The organism is Aestuariivirga sp., from assembly GCF_046294715.1.
Lineage (GTDB): Bacteria > Pseudomonadota > Alphaproteobacteria > Rhizobiales > Aestuariivirgaceae > Aestuariivirga.
On the sequence record NZ_JBKBKI010000007.1, the window covers coordinates 67,984 to 87,521 of the forward strand.

22 protein-coding genes are annotated in these 19,538 nt (G+C 64.8%); 4 read left to right on the forward strand and 18 right to left on the reverse strand.

The features are described 5' to 3' along the window. Window positions 1-42 precede the first annotated feature (42 nt). Window positions 43-942 carry an NAD(P)-dependent oxidoreductase gene (locus ACK4HL_RS07090; RefSeq protein ID WP_409757807.1) on the reverse strand — a complete coding sequence of 300 codons (900 nt, stop codon included), beginning with the start codon at window positions 940-942 and terminating at the stop codon, window positions 43-45. Window positions 943-945: 3 nt separating this feature from the next. Then, on the reverse strand, window positions 946-2,148 hold the full coding sequence (locus ACK4HL_RS07095) for a mandelate racemase/muconate lactonizing enzyme family protein (RefSeq protein ID WP_409757810.1): 1,203 nt from the start codon (window positions 2,146-2,148) through the stop codon (window positions 946-948). Between the two features lie 148 nt (window positions 2,149-2,296). Here ACK4HL_RS07095 and ACK4HL_RS07100 point away from each other — a divergent pair, with 148 nt between their 5' ends. Further along, entirely contained in the window at window positions 2,297-3,913 is a 1,617-nt protein-coding gene (locus tag ACK4HL_RS07100) for a GMC family oxidoreductase (protein ID WP_409757813.1), read from the forward strand. Between the two features lie 47 nt (window positions 3,914-3,960). Here ACK4HL_RS07100 and ACK4HL_RS07105 read toward each other — a convergent pair whose 3' ends face one another. The 6 genes from ACK4HL_RS07105 to ACK4HL_RS07130 all read right to left on the reverse strand — a co-directional run bounded on the left by ACK4HL_RS07105 (window position 3,961) and on the right by ACK4HL_RS07130 (window position 9,641). Beyond that, window positions 3,961-4,563: a sulfite oxidase heme-binding subunit YedZ gene (locus ACK4HL_RS07105; protein WP_409757816.1), complete on the reverse strand. Its 603-nt coding sequence runs from the start codon at window positions 4,561-4,563 to the stop codon at window positions 3,961-3,963. Between the two features lies 1 nt (window position 4,564). Next, the gene (locus tag ACK4HL_RS07110; protein ID WP_409757819.1) at window positions 4,565-5,914 is read right to left on the reverse strand and encodes an FAD-binding oxidoreductase; all 1,350 of its coding nucleotides are present in this window, start codon (window positions 5,912-5,914) and stop codon (window positions 4,565-4,567) included. Then, window positions 5,911-6,684 (reverse strand): SDR family oxidoreductase, encoded by a 774-nt coding sequence (locus ACK4HL_RS07115; RefSeq protein ID WP_409757822.1) that lies wholly within the window; start codon window positions 6,682-6,684, stop codon window positions 5,911-5,913. The genes ACK4HL_RS07110 and ACK4HL_RS07115 overlap by 4 nt, the downstream gene beginning before the upstream one ends. Before the next feature lie 10 nt (window positions 6,685-6,694). Further along, on the reverse strand, window positions 6,695-7,819 hold the full coding sequence (locus tag ACK4HL_RS07120; protein WP_409757825.1) for an NAD(P)/FAD-dependent oxidoreductase: 1,125 nt from the start codon (window positions 7,817-7,819) through the stop codon (window positions 6,695-6,697). Window positions 7,820-7,879: 60 nt separating this feature from the next. Then, a complete protein-coding gene (locus tag ACK4HL_RS07125; protein ID WP_409757828.1) occupies window positions 7,880-8,815 on the reverse strand; it encodes a dimethylarginine dimethylaminohydrolase family protein in 936 nt (311 codons plus the stop codon). Between the two features lie 70 nt (window positions 8,816-8,885). Further along, window positions 8,886-9,641, reverse strand: coding sequence for a helix-turn-helix transcriptional regulator (locus ACK4HL_RS07130; protein ID WP_409757831.1), 756 nt, complete (start codon window positions 9,639-9,641; stop codon window positions 8,886-8,888). A 182-nt stretch (window positions 9,642-9,823) separates the two neighbouring features. Between ACK4HL_RS07130 and ACK4HL_RS07135 the strand changes: the two genes are divergently transcribed. After that, window positions 9,824-10,966, forward strand: coding sequence for an alpha/beta fold hydrolase (locus ACK4HL_RS07135; protein ID WP_409757834.1), 1,143 nt, complete (start codon window positions 9,824-9,826; stop codon window positions 10,964-10,966). A 7-nt stretch (window positions 10,967-10,973) separates the two neighbouring features. Here ACK4HL_RS07135 and ACK4HL_RS07140 read toward each other — a convergent pair whose 3' ends face one another. Together ACK4HL_RS07140 and ACK4HL_RS07145 are read right to left on the reverse strand one after the other, a co-directional pair. Further along, a complete protein-coding gene (locus tag ACK4HL_RS07140; protein WP_409757837.1) occupies window positions 10,974-11,534 on the reverse strand; it encodes a GNAT family N-acetyltransferase in 561 nt (186 codons plus the stop codon). A 14-nt stretch (window positions 11,535-11,548) separates the two neighbouring features. Further along, complete coding sequence (locus tag ACK4HL_RS07145; protein ID WP_409757840.1) at window positions 11,549-12,268, reverse strand: glutamine amidotransferase-related protein; 720 nt, start codon at window positions 12,266-12,268, stop codon at window positions 11,549-11,551. A gap of 137 nt (window positions 12,269-12,405) precedes the next feature. Between ACK4HL_RS07145 and ACK4HL_RS07150 the strand changes: the two genes are divergently transcribed. Continuing rightward, complete coding sequence (locus ACK4HL_RS07150) at window positions 12,406-12,735, forward strand: hypothetical protein (RefSeq protein ID WP_409757843.1); 330 nt, start codon at window positions 12,406-12,408, stop codon at window positions 12,733-12,735. Here ACK4HL_RS07150 and ACK4HL_RS07155 read toward each other — a convergent pair. From ACK4HL_RS07155 to ACK4HL_RS07165, 3 genes are read right to left on the reverse strand one after another with little or no spacing between them, the layout of a single operon-like run. Next, window positions 12,732-13,517 carry an alpha/beta fold hydrolase gene (locus tag ACK4HL_RS07155; protein ID WP_409757846.1) on the reverse strand — a complete coding sequence of 262 codons (786 nt, stop codon included), beginning with the start codon at window positions 13,515-13,517 and terminating at the stop codon, window positions 12,732-12,734. The genes ACK4HL_RS07150 and ACK4HL_RS07155 overlap by 4 nt on opposite strands. A gap of 2 nt (window positions 13,518-13,519) precedes the next feature. Continuing rightward, complete coding sequence (locus ACK4HL_RS07160) at window positions 13,520-13,720, reverse strand: tautomerase family protein (protein WP_409757849.1); 201 nt, start codon at window positions 13,718-13,720, stop codon at window positions 13,520-13,522. 27 nt (window positions 13,721-13,747) lie between these two features. Next, a complete protein-coding gene (locus ACK4HL_RS07165) occupies window positions 13,748-14,773 on the reverse strand; it encodes an LLM class flavin-dependent oxidoreductase (protein WP_409757852.1) in 1,026 nt (341 codons plus the stop codon). A gap of 111 nt (window positions 14,774-14,884) precedes the next feature. Here ACK4HL_RS07165 and ACK4HL_RS07170 point away from each other — a divergent pair, with 111 nt between their 5' ends. Next, on the forward strand, window positions 14,885-15,724 hold the full coding sequence (locus ACK4HL_RS07170) for a LysR family transcriptional regulator (protein ID WP_409757855.1): 840 nt from the start codon (window positions 14,885-14,887) through the stop codon (window positions 15,722-15,724). On the opposite strand, the gene ACK4HL_RS07175 is transcribed toward ACK4HL_RS07170, so the two are convergent. The 5 genes from ACK4HL_RS07175 to ACK4HL_RS07195 all read right to left on the reverse strand — a co-directional run bounded on the left by ACK4HL_RS07175 (window position 15,672) and on the right by ACK4HL_RS07195 (window position 19,519). Then, window positions 15,672-16,598 (reverse strand): DMT family transporter, encoded by a 927-nt coding sequence (locus ACK4HL_RS07175; protein WP_409757858.1) that lies wholly within the window; start codon window positions 16,596-16,598, stop codon window positions 15,672-15,674. The two genes, ACK4HL_RS07170 and ACK4HL_RS07175, sit on opposite strands and share 53 nt — an antisense overlap. Before the next feature lie 118 nt (window positions 16,599-16,716). Further along, on the reverse strand, window positions 16,717-18,123 hold the full coding sequence (gene glnA, locus ACK4HL_RS07180) for a type I glutamate--ammonia ligase (protein WP_409758080.1): 1,407 nt from the start codon (window positions 18,121-18,123) through the stop codon (window positions 16,717-16,719). A 52-nt stretch (window positions 18,124-18,175) separates the two neighbouring features. Further along, complete coding sequence (locus ACK4HL_RS07185) at window positions 18,176-18,514, reverse strand: P-II family nitrogen regulator (RefSeq protein ID WP_409757861.1); 339 nt, start codon at window positions 18,512-18,514, stop codon at window positions 18,176-18,178. 147 nt (window positions 18,515-18,661) lie between these two features. After that, window positions 18,662-19,204, reverse strand: coding sequence for a DUF1003 domain-containing protein (locus tag ACK4HL_RS07190; RefSeq protein ID WP_409757863.1), 543 nt, complete (start codon window positions 19,202-19,204; stop codon window positions 18,662-18,664). Window positions 19,205-19,279: 75 nt separating this feature from the next. After that, the gene (locus ACK4HL_RS07195) at window positions 19,280-19,519 is read right to left on the reverse strand and encodes a DUF378 domain-containing protein (protein ID WP_409757866.1); all 240 of its coding nucleotides are present in this window, start codon (window positions 19,517-19,519) and stop codon (window positions 19,280-19,282) included. Between the last annotated feature and the right edge of the window lie 19 nt (window positions 19,520-19,538).

Sequence of the window (19,538 nt, forward strand, 5' to 3'; positions counted from 1 at the left end):
CAAGTGAATAATTCGTCAATTATGGAGGGATGGCTACCCTTCCTATTCGAGCCTCGCCGGGAAGCCCGGAGCGCGGAGGTCGGTCTGCAGAAGGTCCTCGAGCAGCTTGGCGATCTGGGTGGATTGCGCGCCGCCGCCGTAGGCCGCCTTTCCCTTCATGAAGGTCTGCTGCGTCAAGGACGCGAGATCGAGCGGCACGCCGAACTCCTTGCCGAATGTCATTGCGAAGCCGAGGTCCTTCAGCGCCAGGTCCATGGTGAACGCGATATCGTAGCTGCCGTTGAGGATCAGCTGGCCCTCCGTTTCATGCACGAAGCTCGTGCCGGACGAGGCCGTGATGGCGTGCCAGGCTTGAGCGAGGTCAAGCCCGCCGCGCTTGGCCAGCATGAGGGCTTCGGCATCCGCCACGAGATGGATGAAGGCGAGCATGTTTGTGATGACCTTGATCACGGCGGCGGAGCCGATCGGCCCCATATGGAAGATTTTCCGTCCGATCGTCTCCAGCGCCGGCTTGTGCAGTTCGAACAGGGCCTTGTCGCCGCCCACCAGCACCGTTATTTCGCCCCTTGCCGCAAGGTGCACGCCGCCGGTGACGGGCGCCTCGAGAACCTTTACGCCCCTTGCCTCCGCCATTGCCGCCAGCCGGATCATCTCGTCGCGGCCATTGGTGGAGTTCTCGATCCACGTGGAACCGGGCTTCAGCGCCGTCAGGACCTGCGTCAGCACCTTCTCGGATACGGCGGGGGAGGGCAGGCAGGTAAAAACGTGATCGACCCTGGAGGCGAGTGCGGCCGGTGAATCGGCCCATGAGGCACCGTCCTTCAGGTGGCGTTCCGCCAGTTGCCGATCGAGATCGAAGACGGTGACGTCGTAGCCCTTGCGTACCAGCGAATGCGCCAGGTGGCCGCCCAGATTGCCGAGTCCGATATAGCCGTAATGCATTGCCTATTCTTCCTTGCGCAGCGGGCGGTTTGTCATTTCGAGGTGCAGATTGCTGCCCGTGTAGGGATGAGCCTCCGCGACGTCCTCGTCGAGCTCGATGCCGAGGCCGGGCTCGCTGGGAGGGATGACGTAGCCCTCCTGCCAGAGGATCGGTTTCTTCAGGATCTTCGAGTGGAATCCGCTCCATTCCTCGATCGATTCGAGGATCAGGAAGTTGGGCAGCGAGGCGGCATAATGGATGTTCGCCGCGCCCTCGACGGGCCCCGCATAGAGATGCGGCGCGATCTGCGCGTAATAGGTCTCGGCCATTCCGGCGATCTTCTTGGCCTCCATGAGGCCGCCGACGCGGCCGAGCGCCATCTGCAGGATCGAGGCGGCGCGGCATTCGAGCACGCGGGCGAATTCGTACTTCGTGGTGAGCCGCTCGCCGGTGGCGACCGGGATCGAGGTTCCGCGCGCCACGAGGGCCATCTCCTCAGGCTTCTCGGGCGGGGTCGGCTCCTCGAACCACAGCGGATCGTAGGGCTCGATCTTCTTCGCGAAGCGGATGGCGCCTGCCGTGGTGAACTGGCCATGCGTGCCGAAAAGCAGGTCGGCCTTGGTGCCCACCGCCTCGCGGATCAGCTTGCAGAACTTCACGCAGAGTTCCATCGACTCGAGCGAGGGCTGGCGCGGATCGAAAGCGGAGTAAGGGGCCGCCGGATCGAACTTGATGCCGGTGAAGCCGCGCTTCACGTAGTGCGCGGCACGCTCGGCCGACTGTTCGGCGTTCCAGAAGATGGACGAGTCCTGGCCCTTGGCGGCATCGGGATAGATATAGGTGTAGGAGCGGAGCTTCTCGTGTACGCGCCCGCCGAGGAGTTCGTAGACGGGTTTTCCCAGCGCCTTGCCCTTGATGTCCCACAGCGCGATCTCGATCCCCGAGAGCACGCCCATCAGAGAAATGTCCGGGCGCAGCGAATAGCCCGAGCCATAGACCTTGCGCCACATGGCCTCGATGTGGAAGGGGTCCATGCCTTCAACATAACGCGAGAACGTGTCTTCGATCATCGCCGTCATCGCCTTCGGCCCGAAGGTGGCGCAATAGCATTCGCCGATGCCGGTGATGCCGTTGTCCGTCGTGAGTTTCACGAAGATGAAATAGCGCCCGCCCCAGGAGGGCGGCGGATTGCCGACGATGAAGACTTTGAGGTCCGTGACTTTCATGGAATTGCCCTCCCGGATCGGCTCGCTTCTAGCAGGCCGCGGCAAGTTCCGGCGATGAAAATTTCTAACCGGTCTTGAGGTCGAAGCACTTGTTTCAGGGGTGCGAATTGGAGCAAATGCGGCGGCTCCTCACCACTGGCAGGTTCGCGTGGCAGATCAGTTCGATTACATCGTCGTGGGCGCCGGCTCGGCCGGATGCGTGCTGGCCGACCGCCTGACGGCTTCGGGCGCGTACCGCGTGCTGCTTCTCGAGGCGGGTGGTGACGACCGCCGGTTCTTCGTTCACATGCCTCTCGGCTACGGCAAGACCTTCTACGACAAGAGGGTCAACTGGATGTATGAGGCGGAGCCCGATCCCGGACTCAACGGCCAGCGCGACTTCTATCCTCGCGGGAAAATTCTCGGCGGCTCATCCTCGATCAACGCCATGGTCTATATCCGCGGCCATCGGCAGGATTACGAGGACTGGAAGGCGGCCGGAAACACAGGCTGGGGCTGGGAGGACGTTCTCCCTGCCTACCTGAAGATGGAAGACGATCCGGAAGGAGATCCGAAGCTTCGAGGCAGGGGAGGGCCGCTCACCCTCTCCCATCTGGGCGATCAGGCGCACCACCTGTGCAAACCGTATCTGGCGGCGGCCCGTGCGGCCGGTCTTCCGGTGAACCCGGACTTCAACGGTGCCGAACAGGAGGGTGTGGGCCTCTATCAATTCACCATCCGCGGCGGCTTGCGGCTGTCCGCGGCGCGCGCCTTCCTGAGGCCCGCGATGAGGCGAAGGAACCTGCGCGTCGAGACGGAAGCGCATGTGACGCGCATCCTCTTCGAGGGCAGGCGTGCCGTGGGCATATCCTATGTGCAGCGGGGCGTGAGCCGGGAGGCCAGGGCAGGGGAGGTGATCGTGGCAGGCGGGGCCATCAATTCGCCGCAGCTTCTGCAATTGTCCGGCATAGGGCCGGGCGCGCTGCTCCAGTCCCTCGGCATTCCGGTTCTGGCGGAGAACCCCAACGTCGGCGCGCGCATGCAGGACCATCACGGCATCAACTACACCTGGCGCATGAAGGTGCCCACCTTGAACGACGCGCTCCGCCCCTGGTGGGGGAAGCTGCGCGCAGGGCTCGAATACCTTGCACGTCGCAAGGGGCCGCTCGCGCTGAGCATCAACCAGGGTGGCGGTTTCTTCCGCACCAGCCCGGAGATGACACGGCCCAACATGCAACTCTACATGCAGGCCTTCTCGACCCTCCTCCCAAAGGCCGCGGAACGGCCGATCCTCAACCCCGATCCCTTCTCGGGCCTGTCCCTCGGCTTGAGCAACTGCCGCCCGACGAGCACCGGCGAGGTGATGATCAAGTCGCCCGATCCCTTCGTCCACCCCAAGATCAGCTTCAACGCCTACTCGACGCAAGGCGACGTGGCCGAAATGCTGGCGGCGGTGAAATTCCTGCGCGTCATCGCCTCCCACGAACCGCTCAAGAGCCTCATGGCCGAGGAGCTGCGCCCGGGCCCGGACGTGGTGACGGACGAGGCGATCATCAACGATGTCCGGCAGAGGAGCGGCACCGTCTATCACCATTCCTGCACCTGCCGCATGGGGCCGGACCCGTTGACCTCGGTGGTCGATCCGCGCCTCAGGGTGCACGGCCTGGAGGGCCTGCGCGTCTGCGATGCATCGGTGTTTCCGAACCTCATTGCCGGCAACACCAACGCGCCAGCCATGATGGTGGGTTGGCGCGGCGCGGAAATCATCCTGGAGGATGCGAAATAGCATCCTCCCTGTCCCACGGCCGGGCCACGGGAGAGAGGTGGAACACCCTAATGCCTCAGCCCTGCCGGCCGGGCGAAATTGTACCAAAGGCGGTAGGCTTCGAGCGCCACCAGCGGAAGGAAATGCAGGTAAACGGCCGTGTGGTCCAGCTTGATCCACAGCCAGTGCAGCGCCGCGGCCAGGGCCGAGACATAGGCGAGCCGCTGCAGCGGCTTCCACCATGTACCGAGCCCATGCACCGCGCGGTCGTTGCTCGTGACCGCGAGGGCAAGAAGGGTGAGAAAGGCGATCCAGCCCATGATGTATTCTGCGAACCGCACGTCGAAGAGCACGACCCGCAAGTTCGATTGCCTGACGAGATAAGTGCCGAGATGCAGCGCGCCGTACAGGAATGCCGCGAGCCCCAGCTCGCGCCGGCGCTTGAACAGCCACATCGGCCAGTACGGTCCGAGCCCGGCCTGCTTCAGGATCAGGCGCATGGGCGTAATGGCCAGTGTCATGATCAGCATGCGCACCGACCATTCGCCGGAGCGGTCCAGCAGCAGGCCCCAGCTTGGGACGACGACGAAGAACTGCCATAGCATGATGAGGGCCGGCAGCGAGAGAAGCAGGCGGAAGCTCCAGTGCGACTCGAAGATGCGTCCCGGCAACTCAGATCACCTTGCCGGGATTGAGGATGCCCTTGGGGTCCAGCGCCTGCTTGAGCAGGCGCATGAGTGCGATTTCGTTGGGCGAACGCGAGAAGCGGAGATAGGGCCGCTTCAGCGTGCCGACGCCATGTTCGGCCGAGATCGAGCCGCGATAATCCCCAAGCACGCCATAAACGATCGCGTCGACCTCATGCATGCCCTCCCCCGGCGCATAGGGGGCAGAGACGCAGATGTGCACGTTTGAATCCCCCACGTGCCCGTAAAAGGAAACATGCGCATCGGGCCAGCGCTTCCGGATGGCTGCGGTGCAGGCCTCGGCATAGTCCCCGATGCGGCCAATCGGCAGGCTCACATCGAAGTTCAGGAGGTTGGGCAGCGTCTCGATCGGATGGCCCTCGCGCACCGACCAGATTTCGCGGGCTTCCCGTAGCGAGCGGGCGATCAGCGCATCGGCGATCAGCCCTTCCTCCACCGCGGCAGCGAGGAAGGTCTCGACGGTCCCGGCAGGCTTGGTGCTTTCCAGGATGACGCAGAAAGGGTGCGAGCGGGCAAAGAGGCGAAGCTTGAGCGCCTCGGCGTTGAACCCGAAATAATCCTCCCACATTGCCTCGAAGGCCATGATGCCGCCGAGCGAAGACTGCGCGCGTCGGAGCAGGGCCACGACCTGGTCATAGCTTTCGACGGCACAGAGCGTGGTGGTGATCTCGCCTGGCGGGGGGTGCAGGCGCAGCACGGCCCGGGTGATGACGCCCAGCGTTCCCTCGGAGCCGATGAACAGGTGCTTCAGGTCATAGCCTGCGTTGTTCTTCAGCATGCGGTTCATCGATGAGACGACCGTTCCGTCAGCCAGCACGGCTTCGATGCCCAGCACCTGCTCGCGCGCCATGCCGTAGCGGATGACGCGGATGCCGCCCGCATTGGTGGAGAGATTGCCACCGACCTGGCAAGACCCTCTCGAACCGAGGTCGAGGGCCAGGAAGAGCCCGTGTTCGGCGGCGGCGCGCTGACACTCCTCGAGCGGCGTTCCGGCCTTCACCACCATGCTTGCCGAAGCGCTATCCACCTCTTCGATCCCACGCAGCAGCGCCAGGCTGATGGCAATTTCGTTGCCTGAGGGGTTGGAGCCGCCCGCCAACCCGGTCATGCCGCCTTGGGCGATCACCGGAACGCCTGCCGCATGACAGAGCTTCAGCGCGGCGGAGACCTCCTCGGTGCTTCGTGGCCGGAGCAGCGCGCGTGGCAGCGAACGGCCGGTATAGCTCATGTCCGAGGCGGGGGCCGCCCCCATCGCCTCGCCTTCGAGAACGGCGCTCCCGCCAAGCGCGGCGCGGAGATCGTCCAGCAGGTTCATAGCGATTTCGTCGCTCCGCCGTCGATTCGGATCATCTGGCCGGTGATGTAGGAGGCCTTGGGGCTCGCGAGGAAGGCTGCCACCACGCCGAACTCCTTCGGGTCGCCGTAGCGGCCCAGGGGGATTTCGGCCGAAGCCTCGGCCACCACCCGAGACAGGGGAACGCCCCGTGACTCTGCATCACGCGCATTCAGCCTGTCGATGCGCTCGGTGGCGAAGCTGCCGGGCAGCAGCATGTTTACGGTCACGCCATCGCGCGCCACCTGGCCGGCCAGCGTCTTCATCCAGCCAGCCAGCGCCGCGCGCAGCGAATTCGAGATGGCGAGGCTCGGGAAGGGCTCGACGATGGACGTGGAGGCGACGGAGAGGATGCGGCCGAACGCTCTCTGCCGCATGGCCGGAAGTGCGGCCTCGGTGAGCCGCATCTGGTTCAGCACCATGGCCTCGAACTGGCTGCGCCAGAGAACCGGATCGACCGCGGTCACGTCCACAGGCGGCGGGCCGCCGGAATTGTTGACAAGAATGTCCGGTGCACCGAACTGCGCGAGTGCCGCCTTCACCTGCTCCCAATGGCCCATGTCCGCAGGAAGCGGGACGGCGGCAAGGCCCCTCTTGGTGAAATCCTTTACGCGGGCGTCGAGCTTCGAGGCGTTGCGCGCCAGTAGCCCGACTTTGCAACCCTCCTCGGCCAGGGCCTCCGCGATGGCGAAGCCCAGCCCCTGGCTCGCGCCGCAGATGAGCGCCGTCCTGCCTTCGAGTTCGAGATTCATGGGTCGAAGTTCAGCCCTTTTCGAGCATCGATGCAAGATGCCGCGCCGCCATGACAGCGGTGGAGAAACAGGCCTGCAGGAGATAGCCGCCGGTGGGCGCTTCCCAATCCAGCATCTCGCCCACGCAATAGGTGCCGGGTGCCTTCTTCAGCTGGAAATGCTCGTCGACCTCGTCGCGCGCAACACCGCCGGCTGATGAAATGGCACGGGCGAGCCCCGCAGGAGGACCGAGTGAGAGTGCCAGCGCCTTGATGGCGTGGGCATCCGGCGCGGTGCCCGTCTCGCGCAGCAGGGCAATGGCGGCGGGCGAAAGTCCTGCGGACTTGCGCAGGTAAGTGGAGAGCGAGTCCTTCCCCCGCGGCCGCGCCAGCTTCGTTGCAAGCGTTTCCTCCGTCAAATCCGGGCGCAGGTCGATGACGAGTGGCGCTCCGGGCTCGTCGCGCAGATGGCGGGAAAGCGCATAGATGGCGCCGCCCTCGATGCCCTCCCGCGAGATCATCAGCTCGCCTCTAACGCGCCGGCCGCGATAGGTAAGGGCCACATTCTTGATCGGAACGCCCGCGAATCGTCCGGTGAAATGGGGTGACCAGTTCACCAGGAACCGGCTGTTCGACGGGCGGAACGGATGAACCATGATTCCCTTGGCCGCGAAACCAGGCAGCCATGCCGCATCGGAGCCGAGATGGGGCCAGCTCGCGCCCCCCAGCGCCAGGATCGTTGGCGTGCTGTCGAATCCGCGCCAGGGAGAGCGCGTCAAGAGCCTTACGCCAAGCGCATCGAGCCGCCTCAGCCAGGCACGGAGCAGGGGTGAGGCCTTCATCTGTGTCGGGAAGATGCGTCCCGAGGAGCCGACGAAGGTCTCGATCCCGAGACCGTTCGCCCAGGCGATCAGGGCGGCGGGCGGGAAGGCCCGGATGGCGGGTTCCAGAAACGATTGCGCATCGCCGTAGCGGGTGAGGAAGGTCTCAAGTGGTTCGGAATGGGTGAGGTTCAGGCCGCCCCGCCCAGCGAGGAGGAACTTGCGCGCGGGTGATGCCATCCTGTCGTGGATGCTTACGCGGTGCCCCGCCGAGGCCAGCACTTCCGCCGCCATGAGGCCCGAGGGCCCCGCTCCGATCACCTTGACGTCTGCCACCGCATTGCTCCCGGACAGCCCGGCTTTCGCCGGGATGCCCGGATCATGCAAGGGCTTTTCTTAAGCCGCCTCTCTGCTGAGCGGCTGGCACATGCAGTGGACGCCGCCGCCTGCCTGCAGGAACATGGTCATGTCCGGGTCGTAGACGGTGAAGCCCGCCGCGCGCATCTTGGCGTTGAGGTCCTTCGCACTCTCAGTCGAGAGAACGCGATCGCCACCGAGCGACACGACGTTGCAGCCGAGCGCCATCGTCTCCTTGAACGTGGCGGGAATGATGTCGATCTTCTTCGACTTCAGCCAGGCGATCACGTCGTCCTCGGTGGTCTCCAGGCAGACGGCGGCGCAATTCTCGTTCAGCATGCAGACCATGAGGTCGATGTGGACGTAGAACTGGTCGATCGGCGCATACTTGATCTCCCAGCCTTCCTTCACGAACCAGTCGGCAGCCTGCCGTGCGGCCACCTCCTCGGAGCGGTGGTCGGTGTAGCCGACGAGCGCCAGGCCGTCGCGGATGATGTTGAAGTCGCCGCCTTCGAAATTCCCTGCCGAGATCATGTCGTAAACGGGGATGTTGTTCTCGAGGTAGAAGCGCAGCACGGCGGCATATTCGCCGCGCCGGCGGGGGTTGGCGAGCTGGCAGATGACGGCGCCATAGGGCGACATGAAGGACGAGTCCCGCGCATAGACCTGGTAGGGGTTGGTCATGTCGAGCGGCAGGAAATGCGTGGTGACGCCGGCTTGGTGATAGGCATCCACCATTTCGCGGTGCTGGCGCATGGCCAACTGCTTGTCGAACTTGTAGCCCTTGCGCATCGTGTCGCGCACCAGGGACGACCACGCGGCATTCTCCAGCCCCATCCAGCGGAAGCTCTCGGCGGGCCCGAGGAGCACGTCCTTCAGCACGCCCGTTTCGGACTTGATCTCGAAGCGCCCCTTCATCTTCGGCGTGCCGCCATTCTCGAGGCGGGCGCGCAGCGGCACATTGTTCTGGCTCATGGTGTGACCTCCCTGTTTCGGCGCGAAGACACTAGGGCAGGGACGGGGCTGCCGCCATACCGCAACAGGGTTACCCGCGAGTGGCGAGAAACCAGCGGAACAACTCGCCCTGCGACGAGATGCCGAGCTTTTCATAGATGTTGCGGCGATGGACGCGCACCGTCTCGCCCGAGATCTTCAGCGCCGCCCCGATTTCGCGCGCCGAATGACCCTCGAGCATCAGATTGACGACCTGCGCCTCGCGCGCCGTGAGGCCTGCAGAAGGCCTGTGAGCGGCCGGCGAAGCGGCGGCAGCTATATGGCGGCTGGCGAGTGGTCCGGCGATCTCGCAATGGCGGGCGACAGCGGCGGCAAGAAGCTCTGCCATCGCCGTGAGCCCCCGGGTGTCGCGAGCAGTGAAACGAGGCCGTCCGGTGCTGCGCGAGAAGGACAAGAAAACGGTTTCATTGTCGCTGGCCGGAATGAGAAAGCCCAGCATGTCGTCCACCCCGATGAGCGCGAAATAGCGCCGGTAATACTCGCTGTTGGCGAAGCCCTTCGGCGCGATCTCCCGAACCCGCGCCACCTTTGGCGCCTTGAGCTTCTGCGCCGCACGGTAGAACGGGCTCAGGGCATAGACGCCCGTGAGATAGTCGCCATAGAGATAGGCGCGTTCGGCGGGCTTCAGCCGGTCCACCAGAACTGCGGGCGGGGCCGCGGGGTGGAATACCATGAGGGCCGCCGCATCGTGCGGGAGCCCGGCGGCCGCCGCCGCCAGCAGCCGGTCCCCAAAGTCCGGCTTGCCTATGGCGAGCAGGAGCCGGGCAAGCTGGCCTTCCGAGCTCATGAGACCTCCACAATGGTTCAACCCGTCGCCCGGAGAGGTTGACCGAGCGTCTGCCGATGCTTAGCTATCGGGACTGAGATCATGAAGCAGCGCTTGCCGCGGCACAAGCGCAGCGTGTTGTCCTGTGGCCGTGGAGAGCCTTGGAAATGAAACTGGCGTGTTTTGCCTGCGCATGCCTGGCTATGATCGGTCTTGCCTTCCCAGCCACTGCCGAGGCACGTCCCAAATCGGCAGGCCAGGCGAGCAGCACCGCTCCTGCTGCCAGCCTGAAGCCGGGCACGCTTATTCGGTACGACCGCATCGCACTTCCCCGCAATTACCGCGCCATGGCCTGGCGGATTCTCTATGTCACGCGCGACTACAAGATGCGCCCTATCCTCTCCACGGGCCTCGTGGTGCTGCCGGACAAGGCGGCGCGCATACCGATGGAGCGGAAATTCGTCGCCTGGGCACACCCGACCACCGGCATTGCGCGAAAATGCGCGCCTTCGCTCCGCGACAGCCCGATCCGCGCCATCGGCGGCCTGAACGAACTCGTTGCGAGCGGCCTGGTCGTGGCGGCAACCGATTACCCCGGCCTCGGCACTGATGGGCCGGTTGGCTACCTTGTTGGCAGGGGGCAGGCCTATGCCACGATTGATTCGATCCGCGCGGCAAAGCAGATCCCCGGCGTAGGCGGCGGCAAGGACTTCGCGCTCTGGGGCTATTCGCAGGGGGGGCACGCGGCGCTGTTCGGCGCCGAGGTCGCGAAGAGCTATGCCCCGGATCTCAATCTCAAGGGCGTTGCAGCCATTGCCCCACCGACCGACCTCGCCACATTGCTGCGCGCGAATTTGGGCTCCGTCGCGGGCCGCATTCTCGCCTCCTTCACCCTCTCCTCGTGGAACGTGAAGTATGGAGCGCCCCTCAGTTCACTGCTGGACAGGACGGCCGCCAGCCTTGTCGAGGAGGTCGGCAGGAGCTGCGTGGACGATCTCGGCGGCAAGCTCGATGCGCTCGCGGCGCAAAAGGGCCTCAAGCAGAATTTCCTGAGAAGCGATCCAGCCTCGGTCGAGCCCTGGGCAGACCTGATGGTGCAGAATTCGCTCTATTCGCTCAGTCCGCGGGTGCCGGCGCTGGTGATCCAGGGCACCGCAGACGACATCGTGCGGCCGGAGGTGACGACGCAATTCGTGCGTGCTGCCTGCCGGTCTGGCGCGAAAATGGAATACGTGACGCTCCAGGGCAAGGGCCATGGCGGCGCCATGGAAGCCGGTGAGAAGAGAGCCGTCGCCTGGCTCGCCGCCAGGCTCGCGGGCCAGCCGCCGCGCAGCAACTGCCGCTGACCCGCTCTCAATACCCGAGATCGAAGTAGTCGCGTTCCGACAGGGCGTAGAACTCGACTGCGCCATTGCGCCGGGGTGAAGCACGATATTCGGTGAGAGACGGCAGATGCCGCAGCCCGATGCGGCGGGCGAGTTTGGCCGAGGCGGTGTTGCCGCTCATGACCTTGCACCAGACGTTCTCGGCCCGGAGCCGTTCGAAGGCGAGACCGAGAAGCGCCTGCCCGATCTCGGTGCCGAGCCCCATGCGCCACATGGCAGGGTGAAGGCCCCAGCCGATTTCGACGGTCTTGGGGTGCTGCAGGATGAGGAAACCGTCGCCGATCGCCTCGCCGGAGAGCTTCTCCTCGGCGGCGAGGTGGAAGACGTTGCGCCGCTCATCGCCCTGGCGGGCCACCGACCGGGTGACGAAGGCCTTCACCTCCGCCTCGCTCGACAAGCGCATGGCGATATGGCGCTGGTAGCTCGGCTGCATCATGAAATTGCAGAAGGGCTCGGTATCGCGCGACTCGATCTCGCGCAGCACGAGGGAGGGCGTCTCGACCGGGGGGAGCCTCGTAATGGTTTTCATTATGCTGTCTCCGTTCAGGTTGGCGCCGGGCCTATCCACCGCGACAGGAATTCACTGAACCATGTCCCAAGTGCGGCATCATATGCAAGGTGATCCGCCAGCTGCCGCTCGGGCGGGTGAGCGCCCTGCAAGAAATGGCGCTCCGCCGGACGCCTGGAAATCCAGCGGGACAGCGTTGCACGCGTGGCCTCAGGGTGGAACTGCAGGCCATAGGCGCTGCTGCAATAACGGAAGGCCTGCTGCGGAAAGGCCGCGGAAAATGCGAGGAGCGTCGCGCCCGCGGGCGTGCGGTACCAGCCGTGCCAATGCGACTGCAGAACCTTGAGGCTGGATGCGCCGATGAATGCCCGTCCTTCGGCCGTTGGAATCAGGTCGTAATAGCCGTATTCGGCATGGCCCCGGGGGTGCGGGCCGACCATTTCGCCCAGCACGTCCGCCAGGAGCTGGGCGCCAAGGCAGAGCCCGAGATAGGGCAGATCCCGCCGCAGCACGTCCTCGATGAAGACCAGCTCTGCCCGCAGGAACGGCAGTTCGCCCTTGAGTGCCACGTCATAACGGCCGCCGAAGATGACCACGCCCGCGGTGGCTCCATCCAATTCCGGAATGGGCTCGCCAGCGGCGGGACAGGCGGCGACCACTTCGTATCCCGCCGCCGCGAGCCAGTCCGTGCAGCGGTTGGGCATGTCCTGCGGGTCGTGCAGGAGGGCGATGACTCGGTTCCTCGATGGGTTCATTGCATGAGCCTCCTCTCTCCGATTAACCGAGGTTTCAGCAAGGCGGAAGCTGGAGCGCCTCCCTTGGCTGATTTCTGCACAAAATCGTGCCATAATCCCTCTTTACGCAACTGCTGAAACGTTAACGGTTGACAGCCATGCGACGCGCCGTGCTCATTCTGACGTCTGCCCTGGGCCTCTTCCTCGCCGTCGAGCCGCAACTCGCCGAGGCGAAGAGCAAGGCCTATTGCCGCGAATGGGCGGAGGACGTGGCGAACCGCCGCGCCAATGGCGGAGACGTCGTGGCGGGTGCCGTGATCGGTGCTCTCGGGGGTGCGCTGCTGGGTGGTGCCATCGACGGCCGTGACGGCGCCGGCAAGGGCGCCCTGATCGGCGGCGCAGGCGGCGCTGTCGTCACCGGCGCCACCGCCAGCGAACGCTGGCAGCGGATCTATCGCCGCGCCTATGCGGATTGCCGGGCCTCCTAGGCCTTCCCCCGGTTGCGCCTCAGGAAGTCCAGCACGGGCGGCGCCACCTGATCCGCCGCCTCGAGCAGGATGGCATGGCGCAGCACCGGGAGGATCACCAATTCTGAATTGGGCAGCGCCGCCGCGATCTGGCGGTTGAGGCGCGGATTGCACCCGCCGTCGTTCTCGCCGGTAAGGACGAGGCAGGGATGTGATATTTCGTGCAGCCGGGGCGACATCTCGGTTTCCGCGTAGATGTCGAAAACCGAGAGGAAGACATCCGGATCGGTGTCGATCACCTGCTGCATGCGGCGCGAGATCACCTCGGGGCGCCGCTCTCCGAATTCGGGGGTGAACCACCGATCCTTCAGCGTTTCCAGCACCTGCGGAATTCCCTTGGCGCGCATGGCGGCGACCACGCCCTTCACCTTGGCGCTGTCGTCCTCGGTACGGAAGGCAGCAGTGGAATAGAGTCCCAGCGTCAGCACGTGCTGCGGGTACTTCCGGGCATAGGCGGGGCCGATCATGCCGCCCAGCGAGTGGCCGGCGAAGTGCGCCTTCTCGATGCCGAGCTCTTTGCGCAGCGCTTCGAGATCCTCCACCAGATCGTCCAGCGTGTAGGGCGGCTGCGGCTTGGGCGAGGCGCCATGGCCGCGGAGGTCGTAGGAGATGCAGCGGAAATCGTTCTTGAGGAAGGGCACCAGCCCGGCGAAGGAGGCGCGCGAGGCGCCGATGCCGTGGATGAGGAAGAGGGGCTCACCCTTGCCCTCGACGGAGAAAGCGGATTTGACGGGCACGGGCATGATCACTTGTCCGGGTACTTTTCGCTCATCATCTCGTGGCCCACCGCCCAGTCATGCTTCTCGACATCGACGAAGACCACGTTGAAGGATGAGGGATTGCCGCCGCCGGCGCCGCGGATGAATCCGTCCACGAGCTCGCGCGCGATCGCCTTCTTCTGCTCGGGGCTGCGCCCCTTGAACATCTCGACCCGGATGATGGGCATCCTTCCTTCTCCCTTTGCTGATCGCTGTTATGCCGCCTGCCGCCGCCGGCGGAAGTGCGGCATCACCTCTTCCGCGAAGCGGCTCATCATGTCGAGGGTCATCTGCTCGTCCTGTCCGAAGTTGGAGGTGGTGAGTACTGCGTCGATGCCGAGTTCGGCGTAGACGGAGAGCCTGTCGATCATCTCCTCCTTGCCGCAGAGCAGGAGGTTCTGGCTCAGCTCCTCCATGGTCTGGCTCCGCGGCAGCGGGCGGATGACGCCCCTGTCGACGATTCCCGCACCGCCGAACACGTTGTCGAAGCTCTGGTAATAGGCGAAGGCGCGCTCGGCGATGTATCGCCGCTCCTTCTCGCCGGAAACAAGGAACAGCCCGCGCTGAAGGCTGAGAGTGGTGTCCAGCGGCCGGCCGGCAGCCGCCTTGCCGCGGGTGAAAGCCGTGACCTGGTCGATGAGCTGCTGGTGGCTGCCGCCGAGCGGCGTCGTCTGCACGTGGTAGCCGGCCTTGGCTGCCGCCTCGATTCCGGGCGGGTTCATCACCGCCACCATGAGCGGGATGGGGTCTTCAGGGCGCGGCATGATGGTGAGCGGCGCGAAGCTGTAGCGCTCGCTGCTCCAGGAGACCTCCTCCTGGGTCAGCAGCGCCTCGAGCAGCCTCAGGTCTTCCTCGAACTGTGGTTTGGTCGCCTCAATCGGCACGTCGAAGCGCGCGGTCTCGAAGCCGAAGGCGCCCTTGCCGACGCCGAGCATGAGGCGCCCGTCGGACAGCGCCTGCGCCTGCACCACCTCGCCAGCGAAAATCCGCATGTCGCGGATCGGTAGCTGGCACACCGAAGTGACGAGCTTCACCCTCTTCGTGTGCGCCGCCACCTTGACGGCCATCTGCAGCGGCGACGGGATGAGCAGGATATTGATCAGGTGATGCTCGGGAATTCCCACACCCGTGAAGCCCAGCGCGTCCGCATGCACGGCCTGCGCGACCACGCTCCAGTACAGGCGCTTTCCGCCGACAGACGGGTCCAGCATGTGGCTCGACAGGAAGTGGATGAAGTCCATGGCGAAAGCGTCCTCCGGAATCTGGCGGCGGAGAGTGACAGAGCAGCATTGCTTTGAAAATCGAAATATTTTGGCGATAATGTTCGGAATTTCCGAATAATAGGCCGGGTCATGACACTTGCCGAACTGCGTACCTTCCTTGCGGTGGTTGAGACCGGAAGCTTCGTCGCTGCCGCTCGGCGCCTGAACGTGACACCCTCCACGGTGACGGCGCGCATCAACGGTCTTGAGGAGGAGATCGGCCAGAAGCTCCTCCACCGCAACAAGGCGGGCACCGACCTGACCTCGCCCGGCTTCAAGTTCCGCCGCTATGCCGAGCTGATGGTGCAGCTCTGGGGGCAGGCACGGGCCGAGGTGTCATTGCCCCGGGGGTTCGAGGGTGTGTGCAACGTCGGCCTGGACTTCGACCTGTGGAACGGGCCCGGCCGCCGCTTCCGCGATCATGTGCGCGCGCACAGCCCCAGGGTGGCGCTGGCCTTCTGGCCGGGCGAGCAGCGCATGATCGACCGCTGGCTGGAGATCGGTCTCGTCGATATCGCGTTCTGCCATGCGCCGCAGGGCGGCGAGCGCTTCCGCAGCCGCGTGCTGTTCGACGACGAGCTGGTCATGGTCTCCCGGGAGAAGATGGAGTCGCCGCGCCTCGACTCCTCATATGTGTTCGTCGACCACGGCGATGAATTCCGCCGCCAGCACGCGGCCGCCTTTCCGGGCGATGCCGTCTCCGCGCTGGTGATCGCCTCCTCCGACTGGGCGCTCGATCACCTGCTCGAGAAGGGCGGCTCGGGCTATCTGCCGCTCCGCCATGCGGCGAAACCCCTGGAACAAGGCGCGCTGCACCGGGTGGGTGGCGCCCCGGCCTTCGCGCGGCGGGTCTACGTCGCCGAGAATGCCCAGACCGTCAGCGGCTGGGGCTGGTACGCCGCTGCTCTCGTTGCCGCCGCCAGTCGGTGAGGATGTGGGCGAGGAGGGCGGCGAAGACGATGGTGCCGCCCAAGATCGTTCGGGCGCCCGGCACTTCGCCGTGCATCAGCCACACCCACACGGGCCCCAGCACCGGCTCCAGCGTGCTGACCAGGGCGGCGAGTGCCGCTGGAACGAGCCTCGCCCCCGTGACGAACATAGCAAGCCCCATCCCCAGGTTCACCGCGCCGAAAAGCACCAGCCAGATCATATCGGCGGCTGAAACGGCAAAGCCGCCGGCGAGCACGCTGGCGGTGGCGCAGGACATCGCCGTTCCGAGGCAGACGGCGGGCGTCATCCGCACCTCCGGATGATGGCGGGTGATGACGATGGCGCAGGAGAATAGCGCCGCGATCAGCAGGGCCAGCCCGTCCCCCAGAGGCGACACGCTGCCCGAGAAGGACCCCGAGACCATGATCACGACGCCGCAGATCACCGCCGCGATGGCAAGCCAGGTGGCGAGGTTCACGCGCTCGCTGAAAACGATCCAGGCCAGCAGCGCGGCAAAAAGGGGTGCTGCCGCCTGGGTGAGAAGGATGTTTGCCACGGTTGTGTATTGCAGCGCCACGACGAAGGCCGAAGAGGCGATGGCGAAGCAAACCGCAACACCGAGGCCGGCAAGACCCATGCTGCGGAACAGCAGCACCGTACCTTTCGGGCCGTCCCGCCAGAGCATGAAGAGAAAAAGGAAGGAGGAGGCGAAAAATGCGCGCCAGAACACGACCGTCCAGCTGTCCTCCACGCTGATGAAGCGGGCGATGGTGCCGCCGAAGCTCCAGGTCAGCGCCGCTCCGGCGACCAGTGCGACCCCGAGGCGGAATTCGGCGGCTGGGGAACGGGCAGGAATCGCGTGGGTCTCGGCCATTGGAGCGAGGGTCTAGTCTCCCTCACCTTGCCGCGCAAGCAGGAGAGACCTGTTCCCTGAACACGAAAGCCCCGGCATTTCTGCCGGGGCTTCGCTGTCGCGTCCCGAGGGAAGGGCGTCAGCAGGAATAGTACATGTCGAACTCAACCGGGTGCGGCGTCATCCGGTAGCGGTCCTGCTCTTCCTGCTTGAGCTCGAGATAGCTCTCGATCTGGTCCTTGGAGAAGACGCCGCCCTTGAGCAGGAACTCGTGGTCGGAACTCAGCGAGTCGATGGCCTCCTGCAGCGATCCGCAGACCGTCGGCACCTTGGCGAGTTCGGCGGGCGGCAGGTCGTAGAGGTTCTTGTCCATCGCCGGGCCGGGATGGAGCTTGTTCACGATTCCGTCGAGGCCCGCCATCACGATGGCCGAGAAGCAGAGATAGGGGTTTGCCGTCGGGTCGGGGAAGCGCACTTCGACGCGCTTCGCCTTCGGGTTCGCCGTGTAGGGGATGCGGCAGGAGGCCGAGCGGTTGCGCGAGGAGTAGGCGAGCAGCACGGGGGCTTCATAGCCGGGCACCAGGCGCTTGTAGGAGTTGGTCGACGGGTTGGTGAAGGCGTTCAGCGCCTTCGCATGCTTGATCACGCCGCCGATGAAGTAGAGGCAGGTTTCCGAGAGGTCGGCGTACTGGTTGCCGGCCATCTGCGTCTTGCCTTCCTTCCAGATCGAGAAGTGGCAGTGCATGCCGGAGCCGTTGTCGCCGAAGATCGGCTTCGGCATGAAGGTGGCCGTCTTGCCATAGGCGTGCGCCACGTTGTGGATCACGTACTTGTAGATCTGCATGTGATCCGCGGCGGTGACGAGGGGCTGGTAGCGCGTACCGAGTTCGTGCTGGGCGGAGGCGACCTCGTGGTGGTGCTTCTCGACGATGAGGCCCATTTCTCCCATGGTGGCGAGCATCTCGGAGCGCATGTCCTGAGCGGAATCCATCGGGTTCACCGGGAAGTAGCCGCCCTTCGTGCGCATGCGGTGGCCCATGTTGCCGGTTTCGTAGTCGCGGTCCGAGTTGATCGGGAGCTCGACCGAGTCCAGCCTGAATCCGGTATTGTAGGGCGACACCGCGAACTTCACGTCGTCGAAGATGAAGAATTCGGCCTCAGGCCCGACGAACACCGTGTCGCCGATGCCGGTGGACTTGAGATAGGCCTCGGTGCGCTTGGCGATCATGCGCGGGTCGCGCGGATAGCCTTCGCCCGTGCCGGGCTCGAGAATGTCGCAGAAAACGGACAGCGTGGTCTGGGCGTAGAACGGGTCCAGATGCGCCGAGGAGGGGTCGGGCATCAGCACCATGTCGGACTCGTTGATGGCCTTCCAGCCGGCGATCGAGGAGCCGTCGAACATCAAGCCCTCGGCCCAGGCGTCCTCGTGCATCTGCGAGGCGTCCATGGTCAGGTGCTGCATCTTGCCGCGCGGGTCGGTGAAGCGGAGGTCGACGTACTTGACGTCCTTGTCCTTCATCAGTTTGAGGACGCCGGACACGTCCATTGGCTTGCTCATGATATGTTCCTCTGGTCTTGAGCGGTTGTTCGGAATGGGTTCAGAGCGCGTCCGGACCGGCCTCGCCGGTGCGGATGCGGATGGCTTGCTCGATGTTCGAGATGAAGATCTTGCCGTCGCCGATGCGGCCGGTGCGGGCTGCGTTCTGGATCGCCTCGACCGCCTTCTCGACCAACTCGTCGGCGAGCACCACCTCGATCTTCACCTTGGGCAGGAAGTCGACGACGTATTCAGCACCGCGATAGAGCTCCGTATGTCCCTTTTGGCGGCCGAAACCCTTGGCCTCGGTGACGGTAATGCCTTGCAGACCCACCTCCTGAAGGGCCTCCTTCACCTCGTCGAGCTTGAAGGGTTTGATGATCGCCTCGATCTTTTTCATGTGCGCTGACAGCCTCGCGGGAATGTTGCGCGGGAGGACTGCACAACCCGTGCCATTTCAAGTCTAACGTGAAATCAAAGCGTTAGAGGGCATGCCGCATTTCTAGGCAGGATTGTCTGCCGCTCAAACAGGCGCGATGCACAATAATTAGGCGGAGGCCGGAGGCCGTCTCAGCGACTCGATCAGTTCCCGCAGATCTGTCTGCCGCATCTCGTCGAGCTTCTCATGCAGTGCCATGATCTCGATTTCGGCCTTGAGGTTGACCTCGTAGTCGTGGCTCGCCTGCAACCGGTCCTTCGCCGCCTGCCGGTTCTGCGACATCATGATGATGGGCGCCTGGATCGCCGCCACCAGCGACAGGAACAGGTTGAGCAGGATGAACGGGTAAGGGTCGAAGGGCTCGGCTCCCCATCGCGCGATCAGCACGCCGTTCGCAGTCACCCATGCGGCAATCGCCAGGCCGAAGATCATGATGAAGGTCCAGGAGCCCCCGAAGGCTGCGATCCGGTCGGCGAGTCTCTCGCCGAAGGTGCGGCTTCCTTCAAAGTGGGCGCTGACGTCGCGCGAGACGGCAACCCGCTTGGCGACCCGCTCGATCACGTGGCGCTCGCGGGGTGGAAGGTCTTCATAGCCGATGTCCAGGATGCGCCGGGCGAGAAGCTTCACCGCATCGGGCGGGGTGTTGTTCATGGTGGCGGCCTCCGGTCATGCGTGTGACCGGAGATTCCGCTTCTCCGGGCCTTTTCGCAAGCCCGGCGGAACCCGTCAGACGCGGGTATGCGGCAGCCGCTCGTGATGGTCCTCTGTGATGGGCTTGAAGAGATAGAGGCCATAGAGGGCGGCGATGCCGACGATCACGTAGACGATGCGGGAAAGGAGGCTGCGTTCTCCGACTTCTCCCCCGAAGATGGCGGCCACGAGGTCGAAGGAGAAGAGCCCGACCAGCAGCCAGTTGAGGCCGCCGATGACAAGCAGCGCCATGGCGATGACGTTCAGCGTTCGCATGGGTTCGGTAACTCCGGTT

Bases quoted from the DNA above. Each gene is read 5' to 3' on its own strand.
- ACK4HL_RS07090 (WP_409757807.1), bottom strand. From the start codon at position 942: ATGCATTACGGCTATATCGGACTCGGCAATCTGGGCGGCCACCTGGCG.
- ACK4HL_RS07095 (WP_409757810.1), bottom strand. From the start codon at position 2,148: ATGAAAGTCACGGACCTCAAAGTCTTCATCGTCGGCAATCCGCCGCCC.
- ACK4HL_RS07110 (WP_409757819.1), bottom strand. From the start codon at position 5,914: ATGAACCTGCTGGACGATCTCCGCGCCGCGCTTGGCGGGAGCGCCGTT.
- ACK4HL_RS07115 (WP_409757822.1), bottom strand. From the start codon at position 6,684: ATGAATCTCGAACTCGAAGGCAGGACGGCGCTCATCTGCGGCGCGAGC.
- ACK4HL_RS07125 (WP_409757828.1), bottom strand. From the start codon at position 8,815: ATGAGCCAGAACAATGTGCCGCTGCGCGCCCGCCTCGAGAATGGCGGC.
- ACK4HL_RS07130 (WP_409757831.1), bottom strand. From the start codon at position 9,641: ATGAGCTCGGAAGGCCAGCTTGCCCGGCTCCTGCTCGCCATAGGCAAG.
- ACK4HL_RS07135 (WP_409757834.1), top strand. From the start codon at position 9,824: ATGATCGGTCTTGCCTTCCCAGCCACTGCCGAGGCACGTCCCAAATCG.
- ACK4HL_RS07140 (WP_409757837.1), bottom strand. From the start codon at position 11,534: ATGAAAACCATTACGAGGCTCCCCCCGGTCGAGACGCCCTCCCTCGTG.
- ACK4HL_RS07145 (WP_409757840.1), bottom strand. From the start codon at position 12,268: ATGAACCCATCGAGGAACCGAGTCATCGCCCTCCTGCACGACCCGCAG.
- ACK4HL_RS07150 (WP_409757843.1), top strand. From the start codon at position 12,406: ATGCGACGCGCCGTGCTCATTCTGACGTCTGCCCTGGGCCTCTTCCTC.
- ACK4HL_RS07155 (WP_409757846.1), bottom strand. From the start codon at position 13,517: ATGCCCGTGCCCGTCAAATCCGCTTTCTCCGTCGAGGGCAAGGGTGAG.
- ACK4HL_RS07160 (WP_409757849.1), bottom strand. From the start codon at position 13,720: ATGCCCATCATCCGGGTCGAGATGTTCAAGGGGCGCAGCCCCGAGCAG.
- ACK4HL_RS07165 (WP_409757852.1), bottom strand. From the start codon at position 14,773: ATGGACTTCATCCACTTCCTGTCGAGCCACATGCTGGACCCGTCTGTC.
- ACK4HL_RS07170 (WP_409757855.1), top strand. From the start codon at position 14,885: ATGACACTTGCCGAACTGCGTACCTTCCTTGCGGTGGTTGAGACCGGA.
- ACK4HL_RS07175 (WP_409757858.1), bottom strand. From the start codon at position 16,598: ATGGCCGAGACCCACGCGATTCCTGCCCGTTCCCCAGCCGCCGAATTC.
- glnA (WP_409758080.1), bottom strand. From the start codon at position 18,123: ATGGACGTGTCCGGCGTCCTCAAACTGATGAAGGACAAGGACGTCAAG.
- ACK4HL_RS07185 (WP_409757861.1), bottom strand. From the start codon at position 18,514: ATGAAAAAGATCGAGGCGATCATCAAACCCTTCAAGCTCGACGAGGTG.
- ACK4HL_RS07190 (WP_409757863.1), bottom strand. From the start codon at position 19,204: ATGAACAACACCCCGCCCGATGCGGTGAAGCTTCTCGCCCGGCGCATC.
- ACK4HL_RS07195 (WP_409757866.1), bottom strand. From the start codon at position 19,519: ATGCGAACGCTGAACGTCATCGCCATGGCGCTGCTTGTCATCGGCGGC.